Genomic DNA, 22,885 nt, shown 5'->3' on the forward strand with positions numbered 1-22,885 from the left:
CGACCTCCCCCACCGCAGAGATCACGAGGCACGCCAGTGACGTTCCCCATCGGCGCCACGAAGCGCACCAGCCACCAGACCGCGTCGGAGACGCTGTACGACGCCCTCGTCGTCGGCGGCGGGGTGACCGGGTCGATCATCGCGAACCAGCTGAGCCGGGCGGGCCAGCGGGTGCTGGTCGTCGAGGCGGGGATCGGCCAGGACCACTCGCTGCAGGGCTACGAGGGCTACCTCGACCGCTTCTACACCGCCGCCAGCAAGGACAACCAGTCGCCGTACCCCGGCAACGCGAACGCGCCGATGCCCCGCAGCACCGACGCGAAGCGCATCCGGCCCGGGGAGCCCGACGCGTCCGGCTACCTCGTGCAGAACGGCCCCTTCTCCAGCGACACCACCTACACGCGGGTGCTCGGCGGCACGACGATGCACTGGGAGGGCAAGACCCCGCGGATGCTGCCGGAGGACTTCCGGATGCACAGCACCTTCGGCGTCGGGCGGGACTGGCCGCTGAGCTACGACGACCTGTCCTCGGACTACATCGAGGCCGAGCGCGAGCTGGGCGTGGCCGCCGACGTCGAGCACCAGACGCTCTTCGGGGCCACCTTCCCGCCCGGGTACGTGTTCCCGATGCAGGAGCTGCCGACCAGCTACCTCGACCAGGTGGTGGGCCGCGGCATCGACGGCACCTGCGTGGAGGTGGCCGGGACGTCCGTCGAGCTGAGCGTGCGGGCGTTCCCCCAGGCGCGCAACGGCATCCCCAACCCGGCGTACGACGGCGGCCGCGGCTTCGTCCCCGTCGGCGCCGTCAGCACCAGCCAGGTGGAGGAGGGGCAGCGCTGCCAGGGCAACATCAACTGCGTCCCGCTGTGCCCGGTGCAGGCGAAGTACAACGCCGGCAAGACCCTGGCCAAGGCGCTGGAGACCGGCCGGGTGGACCTGCTGGCCCAGACCGTCGCCTCCCGGGTGGTGGTCGACCCCGAGACCGGCCGGGTGAGCGGCGTCGAGGTCAAGGCCTACGCCGACCCCGACTCCCCCGAGCACACCTGCTGGACCCTGCGCGGCCGGGTGGTCGTGCTCGCCGCCAACGCCATCGAGAACCCGCGGCTGATGCTCGCCTCCGGGCTGCCGAGCAGCAGCGGGCTGATGGGGCGCAACCTCATGGACCACGCCTACCTGCTGAACTGGGCGCTGCTGCCCGAGATCGCCGGCACCTACCGCGGCACCGTGTGCACGAGCGGGATCATCGACCTGCGGGCCGGCGACTTCCGCCGCCAGCAGGCCGGGTTCGCCGTGGACATCCACAACGACGGCTGGGGCTGGGCGACCGGATCGCCGTACAGCGACCTGATCTCGATGGTGGACGACGAGAACCTCTTCGGGGCCGGCCTGCGCAACGCCCTGCCCGAGCGGCTCAGCCGCCAGCTGCTGCTCGCGACCATGATCGACGTGCTGCCCGACCCCAGCAACCGGGTGTCGGTCGACCCGCGCTACACCGACCAGCTCGGTAACATGCGCCCGGTCATCTCCTTCACCGTGCCGGAGTACTCGATGCGCGGGGCGGCGTACGCCCGCCAGCTCGCGCGGCAGGTCTTCCAGCGGCTGGGGGCGTCCGACCACACCCACTACGACCCGGACGACCCGGCCTACGTGACCTACGAGGGTGAGGGGTACGTCATCCACGGCGGCAACCACCTGGGCGGCACCCACGTCATGGGCACGTCCCCGAGCAACTCCGTGGTGGACCACCACCAGCGCTCCTGGGACCACCCGAACCTGTACCTCGCCGGCGGCGGCAGCATGCCGAGCATCGGCACCTCGAACGTGACCCTGACCATGGCCGCGCTGTGCTTCCGCACCGCCCGGCACATCCTCCACCAGCTGCGCGGGGAGACGTCGGCGCACTGAGGCCTGTCCCCACCAGCAACGGAAGAAGACGAAGTGCGCTCATCCAAGATCACCACCGTCGACCAGCTGCACCAGTACCTGCACGCGGCGATGCAGCTGGAGCACGCCACCATCCCGCCGTACCTCACCGCGCTCTACTCCATCCGGCCCGGCACCAACTCCGACGCCTACCACGTGCTGCGGGTCACCGCCGTCGAGGAGATGCTGCACCTGACGCTGGCGGGGAACCTGCTGAACGCGGTCGGCGGCACGCCCGACCTGACCGCGCCCGGGTTCGTCGCCGACTACCCGGCGCACCTGCCCGACGGCGAGGAGGACTTCGAGGTCAACCGCGAGCGCTTCTCCAAGTCGGCGCTGGAGACGTTCCTCAGCATCGAGCGGCCGAGGCAGGCCCCGAGCGAGGAGAAGCGGCTGGTCGACCGAGGTGCGCACAAGCGCAACCGGCTCGGCGTGGTGCCGGGCGCCCCGGAGATGCAGTTCTACAGCATCGGCGAGTTCTACCACGAGATCTGGACGGGCCTGCGGCACCTGCACGCCGAGCTCGGCGAGGCCCTGTTCTGCGGCGATCCCGGGAAGCAGATCACCCCTGAGTACTTCTACTCCGGGGGCGGGGAGATCGTCTGCGTCACCGACCTCGCCTCGGCCAAGGCGGCGATCGACCTGATCTCAGAACAGGGCGAGGGCTTCGGCGGCCGGATCTACGACGCCGAGCACGAGCTCGCCCACTACTACCGGTTCCAGCAGCTGGTGCTGGGCCGCTACTACCAGGACGGCGACGAGGCCGGCCACCCGACCGGGCCGGAGCTCCTCGTCGACTGGGACGCCGCCTACCCGGTCAAGACCGACGCCCACCTGGCCGACTACCCGGCCGGCTCCGAGCTGCACGAGGCGGCGGTCGCGTTCAACCGGTCCTACGCCGACTTCCTCGCCCTGCTCACCCGGGCCTTCGCCGGCGAGCCCACGCTGTTCCCCGAGGCGGTCAGCGGGATGTTCCGGCTGCGGGACCTGATGACCCAGCTGATGCACCACCCGATCCCCGGGCAGCACGGCCTGAACGCCGCCCCCACCTTCGAGATGCCGGTCCGCGTCGCGGAGGCGGTCGCGTGACCAGCGTCGTCAACCGCTCCGCCGCCGGCGCGGCCCCCGCCGACGACCGCACCAGCGCCGGCACGAGCGACACGGCGGGCCCGACCACGCCGGCCGCGGGTGCGCCCACCCGGCTCGACCGGTTCCTCGCCTTCTCCGTCGAGGCGACGGCCTTCACCCGCTACGAGCTGGTCGGGACCGGCCAGGCCGAGGCCTACCTGGCCGCCGTCGACGGGGTCGTGGGTCCCGCGCTGGTCGACGACCTGCTGGACCGGTACGACCTCGTGCTCGCCCGCGCCGCCGCCGGTGAGGCGGGGACCAGCGCCCTGCTGCGCCGCCACCTCCTCGGCGACGCCCGGCTCGGCCCGGTCGCGCGCAACCTGGCCAAGATGTGGTTCGTCGGGACCTGGTACGAGCTCCCCCGCACCTGGACCGAGGCCTACCCGCTCCAGACCCGGAACGAGACCTTCGTGGTGTCGGCCGGCGCCTACGTCGAGGGCCTGCTCTGGCCGGCGATCGGCGCCAACCCGCCCGGGGCCAAGCCGCCCGGCTTCGGGTCGTGGAGCCAGCCACCCCGGATCCCCGCGCCCCGATGACCACCGCACCCGAGCCCCGCCTGCTGCCCGCCCCACCGACGTCGTCCCGGAGGACCCCGTGAGCTCACCCGTCTCGTTCGACCGCCAGCACATCCGGCTCGGGGTCACCCCGACGCTCTGGTGGAACGACGACTTCCCCAGCATCGACATCGGGGTGTCCTTCGAGCAGTGCGTCAGCGAGATGGCGCTGGCCGGCTTCGAGGGCTGCAGCGTCGGGCACAAGTACCCCACCGACCCGGCCGTGCTCCGCGCCGCGCTGACCCTGCGCGGCCTCAGCGTGTCGGAGCCGTGGACCAGCACCTACTTCACGAGCGCCGACATGCGGGCCACGACGGTGCAGCGCTTCCGCGAGACGCTGGAGTTCATCAAGGTTATGGGCGGCACCGACATGGTGGTCGCCGAGCTGGGCGGCGCCGTCCACCCGCTGCCCGTCGCCGTGTTCGCCAACCGGCCGCTCTGGGACGACCAGCAGTGGGAGGCGCTCTGCGCCGGCCTGGACGAGCTGGGCGGCATCGCGAACGCCGAGGGCATCCGGATGTCCTACCACCACCACATGGGCACCGGGGTGATGACCCGGGACGAGACGGACCGGCTGATGGCCGGCACGAACCCGGAGCTGGTGCACCTGTGCCTGGACACCGGGCACGCCGTCTTCGCCGGCGACGACCCGCTCTCGCTGGCCCGGACCTACGCCGACCGGGTCGGGCACGTGCACCTCAAGGACGTCCGGCCGGACGTGATCACCACGGTCAGGGAGCAGGGCCTGTCCTTCCAGGAGGCGGTCGAGGCGGGCGTGTTCACGGTGCCCGGGGACGGGGTGATCGACTTCGTGCCGATCCTGCAGACGCTGGCCGACAGCGACTACCGGGGCTGGTTGGTGGTGGAGGCCGAGCAGGACCCGGCCAAGGCCCTCCCGCTCGAGTACGCGCTGAAGGCCCGCGCGTACCTGCGCGAGGTGCTCGGGTGGTGACCGGGAGCCCGACGCCGCGGGAGGTGTTCTTCAGCTTCTTCATGTTCACCGCGGACCTCCACCCGGACGACCGCAGCTACACCGAGGTGATCGCCCGGCACGTCAAGGAGCTGACGGCGCTCGGCTACGACGGCTTCGACCTGCCGGTCCCGCCGCCGGCCGCGGCGCTCGACCCCGACGCCGAGCTGGCCGGCTACGTCGGGCTGAAGCGGGCGCTGGACGACCTGGGCCTGGGCGACGTGCGGTTCTCCACCAACGTCGCGGTGACCAGGACCTTCGACCCGTCCTCGCCCTACCGTGAGCAGCGCGACGCGGCCTCGGCCTACCTGCGCTCCCGGGTGGACATCACCGCCGCGCTCGGCGGCACGCTGATGGCCGGTCCGGTGATCTTCCCGTACAACGTCTACCCGACCACCGACGCCGGGGAGCCGCTCTGGTCCGACGCGCTCCAGGCCTGGGCCCGGCCGCGCTACGGGTGGGCCCGCGAGGTGCTCGAGCAGCTCGGCGACTACGCCGGGGAGCGGGGCGTCACGATCGGGATCGAGCCGGTCGACCACTGGGAGCAGGCCGCCTGCAACCTGGTCGGCGACGTCGCCGACTTCCTGGAGGGCTACGACAGCCCGAACGTCGGAGCGTGCATCGACGGAGCGCACGTGGTGCTGGGGAGCGAGGGTCCGGAGGCGTTCCGCCGGGCGGTCGCGCGGCTGGCGCCGCAGGGCCAGATCAGCACGATCCACGTCTCCGCACCGGACCGCGGGCAGCTCGCCGACAGCTGGATCCCCTGGGCCGGTTTCCTGGAGCCGCTGCTGCCGGTGTACGACGGCCCCCTGCTGATCGAGGTGTTCAACGCGATCCCGGCGTTCGTGAACTCCTTCCGGCTGACCCGGCCCCTGTTCTGGGTGCCCGGACAGGACGAACCCGTCGCCGGGGTCCCCGACGCGTACACGGTGGCGGGCGAGGCGGTCGAGCGTCTGCACGCCGAGCTGGTGGCGCTCGGCGACCGGCCCGCCGCCCCCCTCGCCGGCTGACCGCACCGACCACCGCCCCCCCAGGAGAAGAGAACGATGAGCACCGATGTCGCCGCCGAGACCAACCTCGGCACCGCCCTGACCCCGCGCGCGGACCACCCGCGCAACACGAACACGGTCAGCTCGTACCGCGCCGTCCCCTCCCACGCCACCACGGCGGTCAACCTGGGGCCGCTGGCGGAGCTGCCCGGCTACTGGGAGGGCACCGGCTTCAGCCTCATCGCCCGGCCGGACTTCGACCCCGACAACGCCGACGGGTTCTTCCTGCAGCTCAACCTGCTGCGGGAGACGATCGAGTTCAGCTCCATCGGCTCCCCGGTGCCCAACCGGGGCAGCCAGCAGGAGGACGTCAACCTCTTCGGCGTGACCTACCTCCACCGGGTCACCGACGCCGCCACCGGCGGTGCGCTGCACATCGAACCCGGCATCTGGATGAACATCCCCGGGACCGCGGCGGACGGGTCCGACGGCAGCGTCACGCGGCTGTCCACGGTCCCGCACGGCAACGCGGTCTGCGCCGTGGGCTTCGCCCAGACCGCGGACCTGGACGGCATCCCCGACATCCCGTCGCTCAGCACCGTGCCCTACGCCGTCGGCGCCCCGCCGCCCCCGCCCGGGACGCCGAACCCCTACGCCGCCTACGACCTCGGCGTCGACACCCCGTACCGGACCAACCCGCTCCCGTCGACCATCACCCAGGCCCTGGTCGACGACCCGATCACCATGCTCCGCGACGCCCTCCGGGGCCAGACGATGACCCACGTCACCCGGCTCATCCTGGACACCGCAGGCGGTGGCGGCGTGAGCAACATCCCCTTCATCACCCGCAACGCCGACGCCACCGACCTCGAGTGCGTGTTCGCCGTCGAGCGGGTGCGGCTGCCCGGGGGCAACGAGGTGATGCAGCTGCAGTACCAGCAGGTGGCCCTGCTGAGCTTCCGCGGGATGGTCTACCCGCACGTGACCGTGGGGACGCTGATCCGCGCGTTCTGAACGCCCGGCCGGCGAGGCCGGCGAGGCGTCGTGAGCACCATCGCCCCTGGCCAGGGCGGTGGCGCAGGAGTAACGTCGGGAGGCAGGCAGAACCTCGAGGGGGAGGTGGTCGTCATGCTGACGCACGGTGAGGTGCACGCCAACGTGCCCGCGGCCGACCTGCAGCGGGCACGCCGGTTCTACGTCGACAAGCTCGGCCTCACGCCTGTCGCGGAGGACGAGTGGAGCCTCCGGTTCCCGACGCCGTCGGGTTCCTGGTTCCAGGTGTACGCGACCTCCTACGCCGGCACCGGGAAGCACACGATCGCCCAGTGGGACGTCGAGGACCTCCCGGCGGCCGTGGCCCAGCTGAGCCAGGTCGGGGTGAGCTTCGAGCACTACGACCTGCCCGGCGTGACGTGGGACGGGGACATCGCTGACCTCGGCGGGCAGCGCGCCGCGTGGTTCACCGACAGCGAGGGCAACGTCCTGTGCCTCGACGAGCGACCGCCGGGCTGACAGCCCACCACGCGCCGACAGCTGGGTCCGTCCGGGGTCGATCGCCCGCGGCACGGCCATCTTCACGGCCTTCTGCGCCGTGACCGTCCACCCCGGGCTGGAGATCCAGAGAGCGCCCGGACCAGCGGCGAGGCGGTCGTCTGCTGCAACGCCGGGCAGCCGCCCGCCGGCAGCTCGCGCGGGCGCCGATCCGGGTCACGAGGACGCATCGTCCAGACACCCCTTCGGTAACGCTTCGGAGCGACCCCTTCCCGTCGGGGCCCGAGCAGGAGTAGACCGCGATCAGGGGACGAGGGCGTCCTCGCGAGGTGAGGCATGACGCTCGGACGAGGCAGGAGCGCCGCCGGGGTCGCGCTCGTGGCGGGAGCGCTGTGGCTCGCGCTCGGCGTCACCCACCCCACCCCGGCGGCGGCGGTGGGGGTCAGCCGGTTGACCGCGCGGACGAACACCCCGACCAGCACGCTGAACCTGCGCACCTGCGCGGCCACCACCTGCCCGGCGGTCAGGAGCATCCCCCACCGCACGGTGCTGACCCTGACCGCCGCGACCGGCGACTGGTTCAAGACCAGCTACGGGGGGCGGACCGGCTGGGTGCACTCCCGCTACACGGTCCTGCGGGGCACCCCCGCCCGGACGGTGAGCCGGGGCCCGACCAGTCGCCGGATGGTGTCCTACACGTTCGACGCCGGGTCCGACCTGGGTCACACCGGAGCGATCCTCGACTTCCTGGCCGCCGAGGGGATCCCCGCCAGCTTCGGGCTGACCGGCCGGTGGGCCGAGGCCCACCCCACCACCGTCCGGCGGATCGCGGACGACGGCCACCACCTGGTCAACCACACGTGGGACCACGGCTCCTTCACGGGCTTCTCCACCGGCCGGGCGGCGCTGACCCCCGCGCGCCGGACCGAGCAGCTGGTGCGGACCAACAACCTGGTCCTCAGGCTGACCGGCACGTCCACCCGGCCCTACTTCCGCCCCCCGTACGGCGACCACGACCGCGGTGTCCTCCGTGACGTCGGCGCCAACCGCTTCGGCACGAACGTGATGTGGAGCGTCGACTCGCTCGGCTGGAAGGGGTTGACCGCCGCCAAGATCTGCAGCCGGGTGGTCGGCTCCATGGCCGCCGCGAGCAGCGGCGGCAACGGCTACATCATCTTGTTCCACGTCGGCTCCGCCTCCGCCGACGCCCAGGCCCTGCCCTGCATCACCGACACCCTGCGGGACCGGGGCTTCACCTTCGGCACCGTCCCGCAGGTCCTCTCCCCCTGATCGCGGCCGGCACCGGGACCGTCCCGGCCGGCGGGGACGGACGCGGCGCACGGCGGTGCCGCCGTGGTCACCCCAGACCCGACCGGGCGTGAGAGAGTCGCAGCAGCCGCCGCCCGACTGCCGGACGGCGGTTCGTCCGCAGGAGGGGCATGAACCTCGAGAAGGTCATCTTCGGCTTCTTCGTGCTGCTCGCCGCGACGCTCAACTTCGGCTTCTTCCTGGGCGACATCGGCAACCCGGAGCTGCACAGCGTCTACGAGCTGTTCGCGGCGCTCGCGGTCAGCCTGATCGCCACCGTGCTGAAGTTCGGCGACCGCACCCAGATCGGGGCCGTGCACCTGGCGACCAGCCTGGTGGCCGACCTGCAGCTGATCGCGGCCAGCCTGGTGTGGATCTGGGCCTCGGAGATCTCCGCGGCCGGCATCACCGCGGAGTCGACGGCCAGCGTGGTCTCGCTGTCCGGGGGCGCGCTGCTGGCCAACCTGGTCTCGGTCGTGCTGCTCGTCGTCGAGACCGTCACCTTCCACCGCGGTTGACACCGGACCCCCGGTGAGCAACCCGCTGCTGGTCTTCTGGTCCCAGCTGTTCCCCAACCGGGACCCCGTCCTGCGCGCCCCCGCCCGGGCGCACATCGGCACCTCCAGCCAGGCGTCCTCCACGATCTTCCTGGTGATGCGGCGGATGCGCACCCCGCTCATCACGCTGATCGTCATCTTCTCGATCAGCGTCGTCGGTCTCAGCCTCATCCCCGGCGTCGACCCCGACGGCCGGGTGGCGCGCCTCAGCCTGTTCGAGTCGTTCTACTTCATGAGCTACACCGCGACGACCATCGGCTTCGGCGAGCTCCCGTGGCCGTTCACCGCCGCCCAACGGCTCTGGGTCACCTTCGCGATCTACCTCTCGGTGATCGGCTGGGCGTACGCGATCGGCTCGCTGCTGACCCTGGTCCAGGACCGGTCGTTCCGGCAGGCGCTGGCGCTGCAGCGGTTCACCCGCCGGGTGGCGCGGCTGCGCGAGCCGTTCCTGCTGCTGGCGGGCTACGGGCGGGCGGGCGAGCTGCTCGCCACGTCCTTCGACGCGCTCGGGCAGCAGCTGGTGGTGGTCGACGAGGCGTCCGACCGGGTCGACGCGCTCGAGCTGGGCTCCTTCCACGCGGACATCCCCGGGCTGGTGGCCGACGCCGCCAACCCGCACCACCTGGCGGCGGCCGGCCTGGACCACCCCTTCTGCGCCGGCGTGCTGGCCCTCACCAACGACGACGAGGTCAACCTGGCCGTCACGATGACCGCGTCCCTGCTGCGCCCCGACCTCCCCGTCATCGCGCGCACCGTCTCCGCGCCCATCGCCGAGCGGATGCACGCCTTCGGGACCCCCGTGGTGGTCAACCCGTTCGACCGGTTCGGCGAGCACCTGCGGCTCGCCCTCAACGCGCCGGCGTCCTACCAGCTGCTCAGCTGGCTGGAGGCAGGTCCCGGGGCGGCCCTGCCCGAGCGGGGCTCCCCGCCGACCGACGGCCGCTGGGTCGTGTGCGGGTACGGCCGCTTCGGGCGCGAGGTCACCGCCGACCTGCGGGCGGCGGGCCTCGAGGTCAGCGTCATCGAACCGGCCGAGCAGGGCGACCCCGAGGCGGGGGTCATCGTCGGCGACGCCTCCGAGCCCGCGGTGCTGGCCCGGGCCGACCTCCCGGGCGCCGTCGGGCTGGTCGCGGGCACCGACAACGACACGACGAACCTGTCGATGCTGGCCGCGGCCCGCCACGCCAACCCCCGTCTGTTCCTCGCCGCCCGCCAGAACAAGCCCACCAGCGCGGCCCTGTTCAAGGCCATGGCGGTGGACGCCCTGCTGGTGCCGACCGAGATGGTCGCCCACGAGGTGTACGCGCAGCTCAGCACGCCGATGCTCTGGCGCCTCATCCAGGAGCTGCCCGCGCGCGGGGACGCCTGGGCCGCCGACCTCGTCGCGCGGCTCCGGGACAGCTGCGGCCGGCAGCTGCCCACGCTCTGGAAGATCAGGCTGGACGGCGAGCAGGCGCCCGCGCTCGGCGGCTGGCTGGCGGACGGTCGGATCGCCCTGGGCGACCTGCTGCGGAGCCCGGAGGACCGGGACCGCCGGCTCGAGGTCGTCCCGCTGCTGCTGCTCCACGACGGCGAGGCCGTCCTGACCCCCGACGACGACACCCTCCTGGCGCCCGACGACCAGCTGCTCTTCGCCGGCCACAGCTCCGAGCGCCGGGAGCTCGAGAGCACGCTCGTGCTCGACTCCAGCGCCGCCTACGTGCTGTTCGACCGGCACATCCCGTCCAGCTGGGTGTGGCGCAAGCTCTCCCGGAAGGCGCCGGATCCCGAGCAGGCCTCCACCCTCGACCGCTGATACTCGGACCCAGCAGCGGCCCGGGGCCGAGCCAGGGCGCGGGCGAAGATCTGACCCGCGACGGGGTCGACGTGGCAGAATCCCGACTGCCGGGGGGTGTCGCCTGAAGGGGGCGTTTCCTGTGCAGAGGTTCCAGCGGTTCGTCGGCCTGCTCCTGGTGGGCCTCGCCGCCCTCGGCGCGGTCCTGGTCGGGGTGTCCGCGGCGGTGGTCTTCCGGACCCCGCGCGTCGACGAGGCGACCTCGACCACCGTCGGCTTCTGGCACCTGCTCTACAACACCACCGCCCCCTCACCCGTGGTGATCCTCGGCGCGACCGGACTGGGCCTGCTGCTGGCCGCCGCGGTGGCGCTGGTCGAGCGGCGGGTGAGCACGCGGGCGCGGCGCAGCGAGGACGCCCAGCGCATGCCGCTGGCCCCCAAGCTCGTCATGGCCGAGACGCGCGGGGTCGACGCCGGGCCGGTGACCATCACCGTGCTCATCCCCGCGCACGACGAGGCCGGCTGCATCGCCGCCACGATCGCGTCGCTGCGCTCCCAGTCGCACCCGCCCGAGCGGATCATCGTCGTGGCCGACAACTGCAGCGACGAGACGGTGCCGATCGCCCGGGCCGCCGGGGTGGAGGTGATCGAGACCGTCGGCAACACGAAGAAGAAGGCCGGCGGGCTCAACCAGGTGCTGACCGTGGTGCTGCCCGAGCAGGGTGACAACGACACCGTCATGATCATGGACGCCGACACGACCCTCGACCAGGGCTTCCTCGCCGCCGCCGTCCGACGGCTCACCGACGACCGGGCGCTGATGGCCGTCGGCGGCCTCTTCTACGGCGAGGACGGCGCCGGGCTGATCGGGCAGTTCCAGCGGAACGAGTACACCCGCTACGCCCGGGACGTGAGCCGTCGCCGGGGCCGCGTCTTCGTGCTGACGGGGACCGCGTCCATCTTCCGGCCGCGCGCCCTGCGCACCGTGGCCGCCGAGCGCGGGCGCGCCATCCCCGGCCTCGCCGGGGACGTCTACGACACCCTCGTGCTCACCGAGGACAACGAGCTCACCCTGGCGATCAAGTCGCTCGGCGGGCTGATGATCTCGCCGTCGCAGTGCACGGTGGTGACCGAGGTGATGGAGACCTGGGCTGCGCTGTGGGCCCAGCGGCTGCGGTGGCAGCGCGGCGCCGTGGAGAACCTCGGCGACTACGGGCTGCGTCCCTCCGTCATGCGCTACTGGGCCCAGCAGCTGGGGATCGGGTACGGCGTGATCGCCCTCGTCGGCTACCTCCTGCTGATCCTGGTGATGCTGCTGGCCCTCGACCAGTGGGTGTGGTTCCCGTTCTGGGTCGGCGTCGGCGGCCTGTTCATGCTGGAACGGGTCGTCACGGTCTGGCGCGGCGGCTGGAGAGCCCGCGTCCTCGCCCTCACGCTGTTCCCCGAGCTCGCGTACTCCCTCGTCCTCAACGCCGTGTTCGTCAAGGGCGTCCTCGACATCGCGTTCCGCCGCCAGGCCAGCTGGAAGCACGTCGTGCAGAGCGCCGCACCGAGCACGTCCGGGACGCCGGCATGACGGGGGTGCGGCTGGGCCTGCTCGTCCCGCTGGGGATCCTCTTCTCCCAGGACGTCCTGCGGTCCCACGCGTTCCAGTTCCTCGCCGCGTTCGTCGCCGTGAACACGATCATGTACGTCACCCTGGCCGTCGCCAAGATGCTGCCGAAGGTCTACCCGGGCGACTGGAGACGCGGACGTCACCGTCGGGGTGAGACGCGCAGCATCCACCCGGACGACGGCGCGGGCCGCTGACGGGCGGTCGCCGGGACGACGAGGGCGGGGCCGGAGAGCCCGCACGCCTCCGGTCACCGCGCGCTGAGGCCCGCGTGCTCCCGGGTCTGCGCGAGCGTCGGCACCAGCCCGGTCCCGCCCCGCCCGCCGACGACCAGCGACGACGCGGCGACGGCCAGCCGGGTGGCGGTGGCCAGGTCGTCGCCCAGCACCAGCCGGGCGGTCAGCGTCCCGACGAAGGCGTCCCCGGCGCCCGTCTGGTCGACCACGGCGGGCGCGGGGACGGCGTCGACCCAGACCTCGCCCGCCTCCGCGACCAGCTGCACACCCCGCGCGCCGCAGGTCACCGCGACGGCGCCGGCCCCGAGCGCACGCAGCCGCCGCCCGGCCTCGAGCGCGGTGCCGACGCCGAGCAGCGCCGACGTCTCCGCGGGGTGCGACGGCGTCACCAGCGCGGCGGACGGCGCCAGCTCCGCCAGCACCGCCGCCGCCTCCGGCGCCGTCGCCAGCCGCGGCCGGAAGTTCGGGTCGTAGACGAAGCGGGACGCCTGCTGGGCCGCCGTCCGGACGGCCCGGGCCGCCGACGCCGAGATGGCGCAGGTGATCCCGCTCGTCACCACGGCACCCGCCGCGGCCAGCACCGCCGCGTCGAGGTCGTCCACCGCCAGCGAGGACCCCACGGAGCCCGACCGCGCGTAGGCGAACTCCCGCTCGCCCTCGGGGTCGCCGTGCACCAGGTACATGCCCTGCTGGCCGCGCCGGCGGCGCAGCAGCGCGGTGCCCACGCCGAGGGCGGCGACCCGCGCCAGGATCGCGTCGCCCAGCTCGTCGTCGGTCAGCACGCTGACCAGCCCGACCCGGGCCCCGGCCGCCGCGGCGGAGGCGGCCACGTTCAGCGCGTCGCCGGACACCTGCAGCTGCGCCGGCACCCCGTGCCCGAACGGCTGCTCGGTCCCGACCTCCAGCAGCACCTCCCCGAGCACGACCACGTCGTACGGGGCCGACGACCCCTGCCCCTCACCAGTCATGCATGGACCCGTCCAGCCGCCGGTTCACCGGCAGGTACCTCGGCGCGTACGGGTACCGGGCGGCCGCCGCCTCGTCGAACCGGACCCCCAGTCCGGGGGCCTCGCCCGGGTGCATGAAGCCGTCCGCGAAGGTGTACGACGTCTGGAAGACCTCCTCGGCCGGCGACCGGTGGCCCATGTACTCCTGGATGCCGAAGTTGGGGATGCTCAGGTCGACGTGCAGCGCCGCGGCCATGGCCACGGGCGACAGGTCGCCCGGGCCGTGGGAGCCGGACCGCACCCCGTACAGGTCGGCGAGGGCGAAGATCCGCCGCAGGTGGGTGATCCCGCCGGCATGGGACACCGACGTCCGGATGTAGTCGATCAGCCGCTCGGTGATCAGCTGCTGGCAGTCCCAGATCGAGTTGAACACCTCGCCGACGGCCAGCGGCGTCGTCGTGTGGCTCCGGATCAGCCGGAAGGCGGCCTGGTCCTCCGCCGGCGTCGGGTCCTCGATCCAGAACGGCCGGTAGGGCTCCAGCGCCCTCCCCAGCCGGCCCGCCTCGATCGGGGTCAGCCGGTGGTGCACGTCGTGCAGGAGGTGCACGCCGAACCCGAACTCCTCGCGGACGTGGGCCAGCAGCGCGGGCGCGAAGTCCAGGTAGGACGTCGTCTCCCAGACGTCCTCCTGCGGCCGCTCCCCCGACGCCGGCTCGTACATCAGCCCGTCGGCGGGCGGCACGCCGTAGGTCGCGTCGATGCCCGGGACGGCCGCCTGCACCCGGACGGCGCGGTACCCCTGCGCGAGGTGCGCCTCGACGTCGGCCGCGAGGTCCGCGAGCGTGGCGCCGCTGGCGTGGCCGTAGACCATGACGCCGTCCCGGGCTGCGCCGCCGAGCAGCTGGTGGACCGGCATCCCGGCGGCCTGGCCGAGCAGGTCCCACAGCGCGACGTCGACGGCGGCGATGGACGTCATGGTCACCGGGCCCCGCCGCCAGTAGGCGCCCCGGTAGAGGTACTGCCAGGTGTCCTCGATCCGCCGGGCGTCCCGGCCGACCAGCAGGGGGCAGACGTGGTCGCGGAGGTACGCGGCGACGGCCAGCTCGCGGCCGTTCAGGGTCGCGTCGCCCACCCCGGTCAGGCCGTCCTCGGTCTCGACCACCAGGGTGACGTAGTTGCGGCCCGGGGAGCAAACGACGACGCGGGCCTCGGTGATGCGCACGGAGCTTCCTCTCGGTCGGGGACGGCGGGCGGGGTCAGGCGAGCTGGAGCATCACCTTGCTGCTGCCGGTGCTGCGGTCGGCGGCGACCCGCAGGGCCTCGGCGGCGTCGGCGAGCGGGAACCGGTGGGTGATCAGCGGGGACACGTCCAGGCCTGCCGCCAGGGCCGCCACCGCGTCGCTGATCTCGTCGACGAAGCGATAGCTGCCCACCCAGGTGATCTCGCGGGTGACCAGGTCGCCGAGCGCGGCCGGCGTCGGCGCGCCGGGCAGGTTGCCGACCTGGACCAGCGTCCCGCCCCGCGCGACGGCGTGCAGCACCGCACCCAGGGCGCCAGGGGACCCGGAGGCTTCGATCACCAGCTCGACGTCGCCCGGCAGGTCCTCCCCGGCCCCGACGTCGACGCAGACGTCGGCCCCCAGGGCGCGGGCGATGCCGAGGGCGGCCGGGCTGACGTCGGCGGCGGTCACGGTCCGGGCCCCGGCGAACCGGAGCGCGGCCACGACGAGGGCGCCGATGGGTCCGGCCCCGTTCACCAGGACGTCCCGCCCGCGCACCTCCCCCGCCCGGCGGACGGCGTGCATCGCCACCCCCAGCGGCTCGGCCAGCGCTCCGTGCAGCGTGTCGACGCCCGCGGGCAGCGGTCGCAGCTGGTCGACCCGGACGGTCTTCTGCTCGGCGAACGCACCGTCGGTGTGGGGCAGCAGCGCGGCGGAGCCGAGGTAGCGGACCTCCCGGTGGAGGTTGGTCCGGCCGGCGATCCGGTCGGGCAGCGCCAGGTCGCCGACCGGGGTCGCCGGGTGCACGGTCACGGGGAGGCCGACCTCGACCCCGGTGACGCCAGGGCCGAGGGACCGGACCCGACCGGCCACCTCGTGGCCGAGCACCAGCGGCGCGCGGACCACGGCCGTCCCGGTCGCGCCGTGCCGGTAGTAGGAGAGGTCGGAGCCGCAGATGCCGCCCCACTCGAGGTCGAGGACCACCTCGCCGGGACCGGCGACGGGCTCCGGCCGCTCCTCGACGCGCAGGTCACCCGCGCCGTGCACCACCACTGCCCGCATCGCCGCTCCTGGTCTGGTCCTGCCCCAGCCGATCACGTCGCGCCGACCCGGCCACCGGCGGGGTCCCGGACGCCTCCACCGCCTCCGACCCGCCCCGGTCAGCCCTGTTATGTTCGGACCCTTCGACGAGGGGAGCCTGGCGTGCAGCTCGGAATGATCGGTCTGGGGCGGATGGGCGCCAACATCGTCCGGCGCCTGATGCGGGACGGCCACGAGTGCGTGGTCTACGACGTGAGCGCCGACTCGATCGCCGCCCTGGAGAAGGAGGGGGCCGTCGGCGCCCCCACCCTCGAGGAGTTCGTGGCCAAGCTGGAGCAGCCCCGCGTCGCCTGGGTGATGATCCCGGCCGGCATCACCGGCCAGACGGTCGAGAAGCTCGCCCCCCTGCTCGACGAGGGCGACGTCATCATCGACGGCGGCAACTCGAACTACCACGACGACGTCCGGCGGGCCAAGGCGCTGCGCGAGCAGGGCATCCACTACGTCGACATCGGCACCAGCGGCGGCGTCTTCGGCCTCGAGCGCGGCTACTGCCTGATGGTCGGCGGCGACGAGGAGGCGGTCGGCCTCATCGACCCGATCCTCAAGACCATCGCCCCCGGGCCCGGCGAGATCGAGCGCACCCCGGGCCGGACCGGCGAGCTGGGCGCGGAGGAGCAGGGCTACCTGCACTGCGGCCCCTCCGGCGCCGGGCACTTCGTCAAGATGGTCCACAACGGCATCGAGTACGGCATCATGGCCGCCTTCGCCGAGGGCCTCAACATCCTGCACAACGCCGACGCGGGCATCAAGGCCGGCGAGCACTCCGCGGAGATCGCGCCGCTGGAGGAACCCGAGTACTACCAGTTCGACATCGACACGGCGAAGGTCACCGAGCTGTGGCGCCGCGGGTCGGTCATCTCGTCCTGGCTGCTGGACCTGACCGCCGCGGCCCTGGCGGCCAACCCGACGCTGGACGGCCTGGCCGGCCGCGTCTCGGACTCCGGCGAGGGCCGCTGGACGGTCAAGGCGGCCATCGACGTCGGCGTCCCGGTCCCGGTGCTGGCGGCGTCACTGTTCGAGCGGTTCGCCTCCCGCGACGAGGACAAGTTCGCCAACCAGGTGCTCTCCGCCATGCGCCAGCAGTTCGGCGGCCACCACGAGCTGCCCGCCGGCAGCTCGCTCGAGGCCGGTGGGGAGAAGGCCGACCAGGTCGGCGGCACCCACACCACGGGCGGCGAGGAGACCGCGCCCAGCTGAGGGGAGCGCCGGCCGCGCCGCTCAGCGGTGCAGCCGGTGGTCCTTGGCCCGCTCGTGCTCCTCGATCGTCGCGGCGTAGGTGCGGCGCTCCTTGAGCAGCCACGGCGGCGGGTCGGCCAGCAGGACGCCGATCTGCTCGGCGTCGAGGCTCTCGGTGATCCCGTTGCGGGCCAGGCCGGCGCGGGAGATGCCCAGCTTCTGGGCCACGACGTCGCGCGGGAACGGGCCGTTGCGGCGCAGCTCGACCAGCCACGGCGGCGGGTCGGCCTTCAGCTGCTCCACCTCGTTGCGGGTCAGTTCCGCGCGCTGGAACTCCTCGGGCGTGGCGGGCAGGTGGACACCGAGCTTCTGGGCTGCGGTGAGGGGCTTCAGGGTCTGGCTCACCGTCCCAGGCTAGCGAGGCCCGGCCCGACGCCCCGAACGCCCGCGCGCGGTCCGGACTAGCCTGCCAGGGTGAGCCCCTCCCCCGCCGACGACGGACCCCGCGCCGTCCCCACGCTGCGGGTCGGTCACGTGCCCGGCGTGACGGTGTCGAAGTGGCGGCGGATCTGGGCCGAGCGGTTCCCGCGCCTCGGGCTCGACGTCGTCGCCGTCGACGAGGCCGACCAGCACGCGGCGCTGACCGGGGAGGTCGTCGACCTCTGCTTCGTCCGGCTGCCGCTGGAGGACCCGGGGCTGCACCTCATCCCGCTGTGGACCGAGCAACGCGTCGTCGTGGCGCCGAAGGACCACCCCGTCGCCGTCTTCGACGCCGTCACCCTCGCCGACCTGGCCGACGAGGACGTGCTGGAGGGGTTCGCGGGCGACGAGGCGCTCGACCTGGTGGCCGGCGGGGCCGGCGTCGTCTACCTGCCGCAGGCCGTCGCCCGCGCCGCGAGCCGCAAGGACCTGGTGCACCGGCCGGTCACCGACGCCGCCCCCACCCAGATCGGGCTCGCCTGGCTGCGCGAGAACCCGCACGAGATGATCGAGGAGTTCGTCGGCATCGTCCGCGGCCGGACCGCCAACAGCTCACGGTCGTCGCAGGCCTCCGCCGCCGCGCCGGAGAAGAAGCCACCGGTCACGAAGCCGCCGAAGCCGCGGACGGCGGCCCGGTCGGAGTCGGCGCCCGGGCGGACCCGCGGCGCCCGCCGACCCGGCCGCGGCCGCGGCCGCTGACCTCAGGCCAGCCGCTCCGCCAGCGCCCGGCCCAGCGCGACCCCGGACAGGTAGGCCGACTCGACCCGCGGCTTGTCCGACCAGGCGTCGCCGCACACGCCGATCAGGTCCTCGCCGAGGAAGAAGCGCTCCTGGCGCGTCCGGCTGGGCTTGGCGAACGTCCACCGGTGCACGTGCCGGGAGACCGCCTCGGTGCCGATGCCCAGGGCGTCCCGGACCGCCAGCTCCAGCAGCGGGGCGGCCTCCTGCGGCGCCTCGAGGTGCTCGGCGGCGAACTCCGGCGTCGAGTGGGCGACCAGCACGGGGGCGAAGTCGTCGCGGCGGCGACCGTCGTCGGCGATCCAGGCGACGACCGGGTCGTCGGCCACGAACGCGCCGTCCATCGCCGGCCACACCGCCTCCGCCCAGCGCGCGGTCAGGGCCAGCACCGGCTGGAACGGGTCGTGCAGCACGGCGGAGACGGCGGTGAGGGCCGGGTCGAGCAGCCGCTGGGCCTGCGGGTCGGGCATGGCCAGCACGACGGCGTCGGCCGGCTGGCCGTCGACCTGCGGCCCCGGCGTGACGGCGCGGACGTTCTGCTCGCGCACGTCGAGGCCGGTGGCCAGGTCCTCGACCAGGGAGCGAAGCCCTTCGGCCGCCGCCCAGCGCATCGGCCCCGGCTTGGGGGTGAGGTCGCCGTCGTCCGCGACGTGGAAGGTGTCGGTCCACGGGCGGGCCAGCCCGCGGGCGTGCCAGTCCTCGGCCACCACCTCGAACGCCGGATCGGAGACGGTGAAGTAGGAGGCACCCGTGTCGACGACGCGGTCGTCGGTGCGCCGGCTGGCCATCCGGCCGCCGATCCGCTGGCCGCGGTCGAGCACGACGACGTCGACGCCCGCCGCCCGCAGGGTGCGGGCGGCCGCGATCCCCGAGATCCCGGCACCGACCACGACGACGCTCACCGGAGCATCCCGTAGGCGCGGCCGGGGCGGAGCCGGATGACGGTGCGGCGGTCGGCGACCATGGCCGCCCGGTACTCGTCCCAGTCGGGGTGCTCGCCCGACAGGGCCCGGTAGAGCTCGACCAGCTCGGTGACCGTCGCGTCGTCCGGCGACGCGCACACCGGCGCCAGCTCGACCTCACCCTCCAGCACGGCGTAGGACCAGAACGAGCCGGCGTCGAGCTTGATCGCCGCCCAGGGTCGGCGCTGCAGGTTCTTGTACTTGGCGCGGCGGGCGGTGGTCGAGATGCGCACCAGGCCGTCGGCGTCGACGGCGTGGATCACGTTCGACAGCTGGGGCAGGCCGTCGGACCGGAGCGTCACCAGGGTGGACTCGCGGTGCCGTCGGGCCGCGTCGAGGGCGTCGCTGAGCTCCATGCCGGTGAGCCTATGCCCCCAGCCCGCCGTCCTCGGCTCGTGCGCCGCTGGCACGCAGCCCTGACCACGGGCGACCGGCCGACCGGCTTCCGAGCCACAATGCGCATTTCTGCCGAGCTCGGACAAATACTGGTCAGACATCTACCCCTCATTGGTGGGAATGGTGGTGTTCACCCATTCGTCCCAAGATGTTCATCACCAGGACACCGGTCCTGGGGTCGAAGCTCTTCTCCCCGTGTCGGCCGGACGGGTGGAGACGCTTCGTGACCCGAGTGAACTCAAGGAGGAGTCATGACTTTCAAGGGCTACCACGTCAAGGGCAAGAAGAACAAGAAGCACGACACCAAGAGCAAGAGCCACAGCAAGTCGTACTCGAAGAGCTACAGCCGGAGCAAGTCCTACAGCAAGAGCCACGGCTACTGAGGGTTCGGCTCTGAGCGGGCTTCTCCAGCTCCGCTCCAGCGCACGGTGGGCGGCCGTCGGCCGCCCGCCGTGCGCACTTCTTCCCCTTCCCGAACAGGACCCGACATGCGCGCTGCACCCCGCGAGATCGCGCTCCGCGCCATCGTGGGCCGGTTCTGGCCCTTCGCCGCCCCGCGTCGCGGCTGGTTGCTCGTCGCCCTGCTGCTCTCGCTCCTGCCGCCCCTCGTCAACACCGCGGAGATCTGGCTGTTCAAGGTGCTCGTGGACGACGTCCTGCTGCCGCGCGAGTTCGCCCTGTTCCCCACCGTGGCTGCCGCCTACGTCGGGCTCACCGTCCTCGAAGCCCTGATCTCGGGCAGTCGTCGAATGCTGTCGACCTGGCTCAGCCAACGATTCCTGGTCGATCTGCGCACCCATCTGCTGCGGCACTTCCAGCGCTTGTCTCCCACGTTCTTCCACCAGAGCAAGCTCGGCGACCTGCTCGCCCGGATGTCCGGCGACGTCGCGGCCATCGAGGCCTTCGTGGTCTCGGCCGTCACCTCGTTCACGTCGGCCACCGTGCAGATCGTCGTCTACGTCGGCGCGTTGTTCTACCTGCAATGGCAGCTGGCCCTGGTGGCGCTCGTCGTCACCCCGTTGTTCTGGTACACCGCCCGGCGCTTCTCCGGGCGCACCAAGAGCCTCTCCCGGGAGAAGCAGCGCCTCTCCGGCACCATCGGCAGCGTCGTGGAGCAGACGCTGAGCAACATCACCCTCGTGCAGGCCTACGGACAAGAGGAACGTCAGGTCGCCCGCTTCTCGGACGAAGCCGAACGCAAGTACCGCGTCGAGATGGCGTCGGCCCGGCTCAAGAGCGTCTACACCCCCGTGGTCGACCTCATCGAGCTCCTGGGCGTGCTGACCGTGCTCGGCACCGGAGCGTGGCTGTTGTCGCGTGGCCAGCTCAGCGTCGGTGAGCTGCTCGCCTTCCTCACCTTCCTCGGCGGTCTCTACGGCCCGGTCCGCCGGCTCGGATCCCTCGCCAACACCGCCTACGCCGCCTCCGCCGGCGCCGAGCGGGTGATCCAGGTCCTCGACCAGCCGCCCGCCGTGCAGGACGCTCCGGACGCGGTCGACGTCGGGGTCACCCGCGGGCACCTGGAGGTCCGCGACCTGACGTTCCGCTACCCGGGCAGCGCGCGACTCGCCCTCGACGCGGTGTCCTTCAGCGTCGGCCCCGGGGAGACCGTCGCCGTCGTCGGGGCGAGCGGCGCCGGCAAGTCGACGCTCGCGAAACTGCTGGTCCGGTTCTTCGACCCCGAGGGCGGGCAGGTGCTGCTCGACGGCCACGACATCACGTCGATCACCCTCGGATCGCTGCGCCGCAACGTCACCGTGCTGCTGCAGGAGACCCTGCTGCTGGATGGCACGATCCACGACAACATCACCTACGGACGCAGTGACGCGAGCACCGAGGCGGACGTCGAGGGCGCCGCGGTCGCCGCCGACGCGGACGGCTTCATCGGGGCGCTCCCGCAGGGCTACGACACCGAGATCGGCGAGCGTGGCCGCCGGCTGAGCGGCGGTCAGGGCCAGCGGCTGGCGATCGCCCGGGCCATGCTGCGGAACGCCCCGGTGCTGCTGCTCGACGAGCCGACGACGGGGCTCGACGCGCAGTCGACGGCACGCCTCGTCCAACCGATGCGGCGCCTGATGACCGGCCGGGCGACGGTGATCATCTCCCACAACCTGACCACGGTCCGGGAAGCCACCAGCATCGTCGTGCTCGACCAGGGCCGCGTCGTCGAACGCGGGACGCACGACGAGCTGCTGCGACTCCAGGGGCGCTACGCGGAGCTGTGGCGGCAGAGCGGTCTCGACCAGCCTCCGCCCCCGCCGACCGCCCGTCGCGCCGCGGCCGACGGCGAGCACGGCCGGGCCCGCCGTGCCCTCATCGGCCCCGAGCTCGAGCTTCAGCTGGCGGCCACCGATGGCTGAGCAGGCCGCGGTCCTCGAGGACCGGGCCGAGCACGACCGCGACGACGACGTCGCGGTCGTCGCGGTCGGGGCGGAGATCGCCCCCGGGTACCGGGTCGCGGAGCACCTGCGCCGCGGCGACGCGCTCGACGTCTACGCCGTCTTCAGCGACGAGCGGTTGTGCAGCTGCGTGGCCAAGGTGGTCCGTCCCGACCGTGCCGCCGTCGAGCGGGTGCGTCGGCGCCTCGCGCAGGAAGGCTTCCTGCTGCAGACGCTCACCCACCCGTTGCTGGTGCGTGGGCTCGCGACGTTCACCCAGCCCGAAGTGGTGGTCATCATGGAGACGATCCCCGGACCCACGCTGGAGGAGATCATCGAAGACCGCGCGAGCCGGCTGGCCGCCGCGGAGCTGTGCCACCTCGGCAGCCAGGTCGCCGCTGCCGCGCACTACCTGCACCAGAGCGGCTACCTGCACCTGGACGTCCGACCGTCCAACATCGTGAGTCACGGGGGGATCGCCAAGCTGATCGACCTCAGCCTCGCCCGCCCGGCCGGCCCGGTGCCTCGCGGCTTCGGCAGCCACCTGTACATGTCGCCCGAGCAGGCCACGGGCAGCCACGTCACCGAGGCCGCCGACACCTGGGCCATCGGGGCCACGCTCTACGAGGCGGCCGCGGGCATCGGCCCGTTCGACGCCCACGACGCCGCCGACGCCGCGGTCCTGGACCGGGACGACTACCTGCAGCTCCGCCGCCCGGCGCCACCGCTCCGCCGTTTCGGCCGCCGGCTGCCGTCCGGTCTGGCCGCTCTGATCGAGGCCTGCCTGCACCCGGACCCGCAGCTGCGACCGTCCGCCCGCGCCGTCTGGCAAGGCCTGCAGGAGGTCCTCACCCACCTCGGGCCCGCCGAGCCAGCCGCTCCGGGCCTGGCGCCGGGCCAGCCGGTCGACGGCCCCGCGTCGCCCTGAGGAGCGAGGGCTCA

At 73.0% G+C, this 22,885-nt stretch carries 23 protein-coding genes; 17 read left to right on the forward strand and 6 right to left on the reverse strand.

Annotated elements, in window-relative coordinates; translation table 11 throughout:
• The first annotated feature begins 36 nt into the window (after positions 1-36).
• The 12 genes from BLT72_RS21295 to BLT72_RS21350 all read left to right on the forward strand — a co-directional run bounded on the left by BLT72_RS21295 (position 37) and on the right by BLT72_RS21350 (position 12,503).
• Complete coding sequence (locus BLT72_RS21295; RefSeq protein WP_091415991.1) at positions 37-1,905, forward strand: GMC family oxidoreductase; 1,869 nt, start codon at positions 37-39, stop codon at positions 1,903-1,905.
• 33 nt (positions 1,906-1,938) lie between these two features.
• Positions 1,939-3,012 (forward strand): ferritin-like domain-containing protein, encoded by a 1,074-nt coding sequence (locus BLT72_RS21300; RefSeq protein WP_091415996.1) that lies wholly within the window; start codon positions 1,939-1,941, stop codon positions 3,010-3,012.
• Positions 3,009-3,587, forward strand: coding sequence for a hypothetical protein (locus tag BLT72_RS21305; protein WP_197677132.1), 579 nt, complete (start codon positions 3,009-3,011; stop codon positions 3,585-3,587). Before BLT72_RS21300 ends, BLT72_RS21305 begins: the two co-directional genes overlap by 4 nt.
• A gap of 58 nt (positions 3,588-3,645) precedes the next feature.
• Complete coding sequence (gene iolE, locus BLT72_RS21310; RefSeq protein WP_091416000.1) at positions 3,646-4,557, forward strand: myo-inosose-2 dehydratase; 912 nt, start codon at positions 3,646-3,648, stop codon at positions 4,555-4,557.
• Positions 4,551-5,585, forward strand: a complete 1,035-nt coding sequence (locus BLT72_RS21315; protein ID WP_231930217.1) for a sugar phosphate isomerase/epimerase family protein — start codon at positions 4,551-4,553, stop codon at positions 5,583-5,585. The genes iolE and BLT72_RS21315 overlap by 7 nt, the downstream gene beginning before the upstream one ends.
• Before the next feature lie 36 nt (positions 5,586-5,621).
• Positions 5,622-6,578 carry a heme-binding protein gene (locus tag BLT72_RS21320; RefSeq protein ID WP_091416003.1) on the forward strand — a complete coding sequence of 319 codons (957 nt, stop codon included), beginning with the start codon at positions 5,622-5,624 and terminating at the stop codon, positions 6,576-6,578.
• 114 nt (positions 6,579-6,692) lie between these two features.
• Positions 6,693-7,076 (forward strand): VOC family protein, encoded by a 384-nt coding sequence (locus tag BLT72_RS21325; RefSeq protein ID WP_091418090.1) that lies wholly within the window; start codon positions 6,693-6,695, stop codon positions 7,074-7,076.
• Positions 7,077-7,391: 315 nt separating this feature from the next.
• Entirely contained in the window at positions 7,392-8,345 is a 954-nt protein-coding gene (locus BLT72_RS21330) for a polysaccharide deacetylase family protein (protein WP_091416006.1), read from the forward strand.
• 149 nt (positions 8,346-8,494) lie between these two features.
• Positions 8,495-8,881, forward strand: coding sequence for a DUF6394 family protein (locus BLT72_RS21335; RefSeq protein WP_091416009.1), 387 nt, complete (start codon positions 8,495-8,497; stop codon positions 8,879-8,881).
• Between the two features lie 13 nt (positions 8,882-8,894).
• The gene (locus tag BLT72_RS21340) at positions 8,895-10,715 is read left to right on the forward strand and encodes a potassium channel family protein (RefSeq protein ID WP_091416012.1); all 1,821 of its coding nucleotides are present in this window, start codon (positions 8,895-8,897) and stop codon (positions 10,713-10,715) included.
• A 121-nt stretch (positions 10,716-10,836) separates the two neighbouring features.
• Positions 10,837-12,270 carry a glycosyltransferase family 2 protein gene (locus BLT72_RS21345; protein WP_197677134.1) on the forward strand — a complete coding sequence of 478 codons (1,434 nt, stop codon included), beginning with the start codon at positions 10,837-10,839 and terminating at the stop codon, positions 12,268-12,270.
• Entirely contained in the window at positions 12,267-12,503 is a 237-nt protein-coding gene (locus BLT72_RS21350) for a hypothetical protein (RefSeq protein ID WP_197677135.1), read from the forward strand. The genes BLT72_RS21345 and BLT72_RS21350 overlap by 4 nt, the downstream gene beginning before the upstream one ends.
• 53 nt (positions 12,504-12,556) lie before the next feature.
• Here the strand turns inward: BLT72_RS21350 and BLT72_RS21355 are convergent, their stop codons facing one another.
• Genes BLT72_RS21355 through BLT72_RS21365 form a run of 3 tightly spaced genes read right to left on the reverse strand, consistent with a single transcriptional unit; the run spans position 12,557 to position 15,771 of the window.
• Positions 12,557-13,510, reverse strand: coding sequence for a PfkB family carbohydrate kinase (locus BLT72_RS21355; protein ID WP_091416017.1), 954 nt, complete (start codon positions 13,508-13,510; stop codon positions 12,557-12,559).
• Entirely contained in the window at positions 13,500-14,711 is a 1,212-nt protein-coding gene (gene manD, locus BLT72_RS21360; protein ID WP_091416020.1) for a D-mannonate dehydratase ManD, read from the reverse strand. Before manD ends, BLT72_RS21355 begins: the two co-directional genes overlap by 11 nt.
• Before the next feature lie 34 nt (positions 14,712-14,745).
• Positions 14,746-15,771: an L-idonate 5-dehydrogenase gene (locus BLT72_RS21365; protein WP_091416023.1), complete on the reverse strand. Its 1,026-nt coding sequence runs from the start codon at positions 15,769-15,771 to the stop codon at positions 14,746-14,748.
• A 141-nt stretch (positions 15,772-15,912) separates the two neighbouring features.
• On the opposite strand from BLT72_RS21365, the gene gnd reads away from it, so the two are divergent.
• Positions 15,913-17,010 (forward strand): phosphogluconate dehydrogenase (NAD(+)-dependent, decarboxylating), encoded by a 1,098-nt coding sequence (gene gnd / locus BLT72_RS21370; RefSeq protein ID WP_091416027.1) that lies wholly within the window; start codon positions 15,913-15,915, stop codon positions 17,008-17,010.
• Positions 17,011-17,031: 21 nt separating this feature from the next.
• Here the strand turns inward: gnd and BLT72_RS21375 are convergent, their stop codons facing one another.
• Entirely contained in the window at positions 17,032-17,394 is a 363-nt protein-coding gene (locus BLT72_RS21375; protein WP_091416030.1) for a DUF5997 family protein, read from the reverse strand.
• A 69-nt stretch (positions 17,395-17,463) separates the two neighbouring features.
• On the opposite strand from BLT72_RS21375, the gene BLT72_RS21380 reads away from it, so the two are divergent.
• Complete coding sequence (locus BLT72_RS21380; protein ID WP_091416033.1) at positions 17,464-18,168, forward strand: LysR family substrate-binding domain-containing protein; 705 nt, start codon at positions 17,464-17,466, stop codon at positions 18,166-18,168.
• 2 nt (positions 18,169-18,170) lie between these two features.
• Here BLT72_RS21380 and BLT72_RS21385 read toward each other — a convergent pair whose 3' ends face one another.
• Together BLT72_RS21385 and BLT72_RS21390 are read right to left on the reverse strand one after the other, a co-directional pair.
• Positions 18,171-19,109 (reverse strand): NAD(P)/FAD-dependent oxidoreductase, encoded by a 939-nt coding sequence (locus BLT72_RS21385; protein ID WP_091416037.1) that lies wholly within the window; start codon positions 19,107-19,109, stop codon positions 18,171-18,173.
• Positions 19,106-19,525 (reverse strand): PPOX class F420-dependent oxidoreductase, encoded by a 420-nt coding sequence (locus BLT72_RS21390; RefSeq protein ID WP_091416040.1) that lies wholly within the window; start codon positions 19,523-19,525, stop codon positions 19,106-19,108. The genes BLT72_RS21385 and BLT72_RS21390 overlap by 4 nt, the downstream gene beginning before the upstream one ends.
• A gap of 291 nt (positions 19,526-19,816) precedes the next feature.
• Here BLT72_RS21390 and BLT72_RS23395 point away from each other — a divergent pair, with 291 nt between their 5' ends.
• The 3 genes from BLT72_RS23395 (at position 19,817) to BLT72_RS21400 (ending at position 22,871) form a co-directional block, all read left to right on the forward strand.
• Positions 19,817-19,948, forward strand: coding sequence for a hypothetical protein (locus BLT72_RS23395; RefSeq protein ID WP_280949234.1), 132 nt, complete (start codon positions 19,817-19,819; stop codon positions 19,946-19,948).
• Positions 19,949-20,053: 105 nt separating this feature from the next.
• Complete coding sequence (locus BLT72_RS21395) at positions 20,054-21,925, forward strand: ABC transporter ATP-binding protein (protein WP_091416043.1); 1,872 nt, start codon at positions 20,054-20,056, stop codon at positions 21,923-21,925.
• Entirely contained in the window at positions 21,918-22,871 is a 954-nt protein-coding gene (locus BLT72_RS21400) for a serine/threonine-protein kinase (protein WP_091416046.1), read from the forward strand. The genes BLT72_RS21395 and BLT72_RS21400 overlap by 8 nt, the downstream gene beginning before the upstream one ends.
• The last annotated feature ends 14 nt before the right edge of the window (positions 22,872-22,885 follow it).

Origin of the sequence: Friedmanniella luteola, assembly GCF_900105065.1 — a bacterium.
GTDB lineage: Bacteria > Actinomycetota > Actinomycetes > Propionibacteriales > Propionibacteriaceae > Microlunatus > Microlunatus luteolus.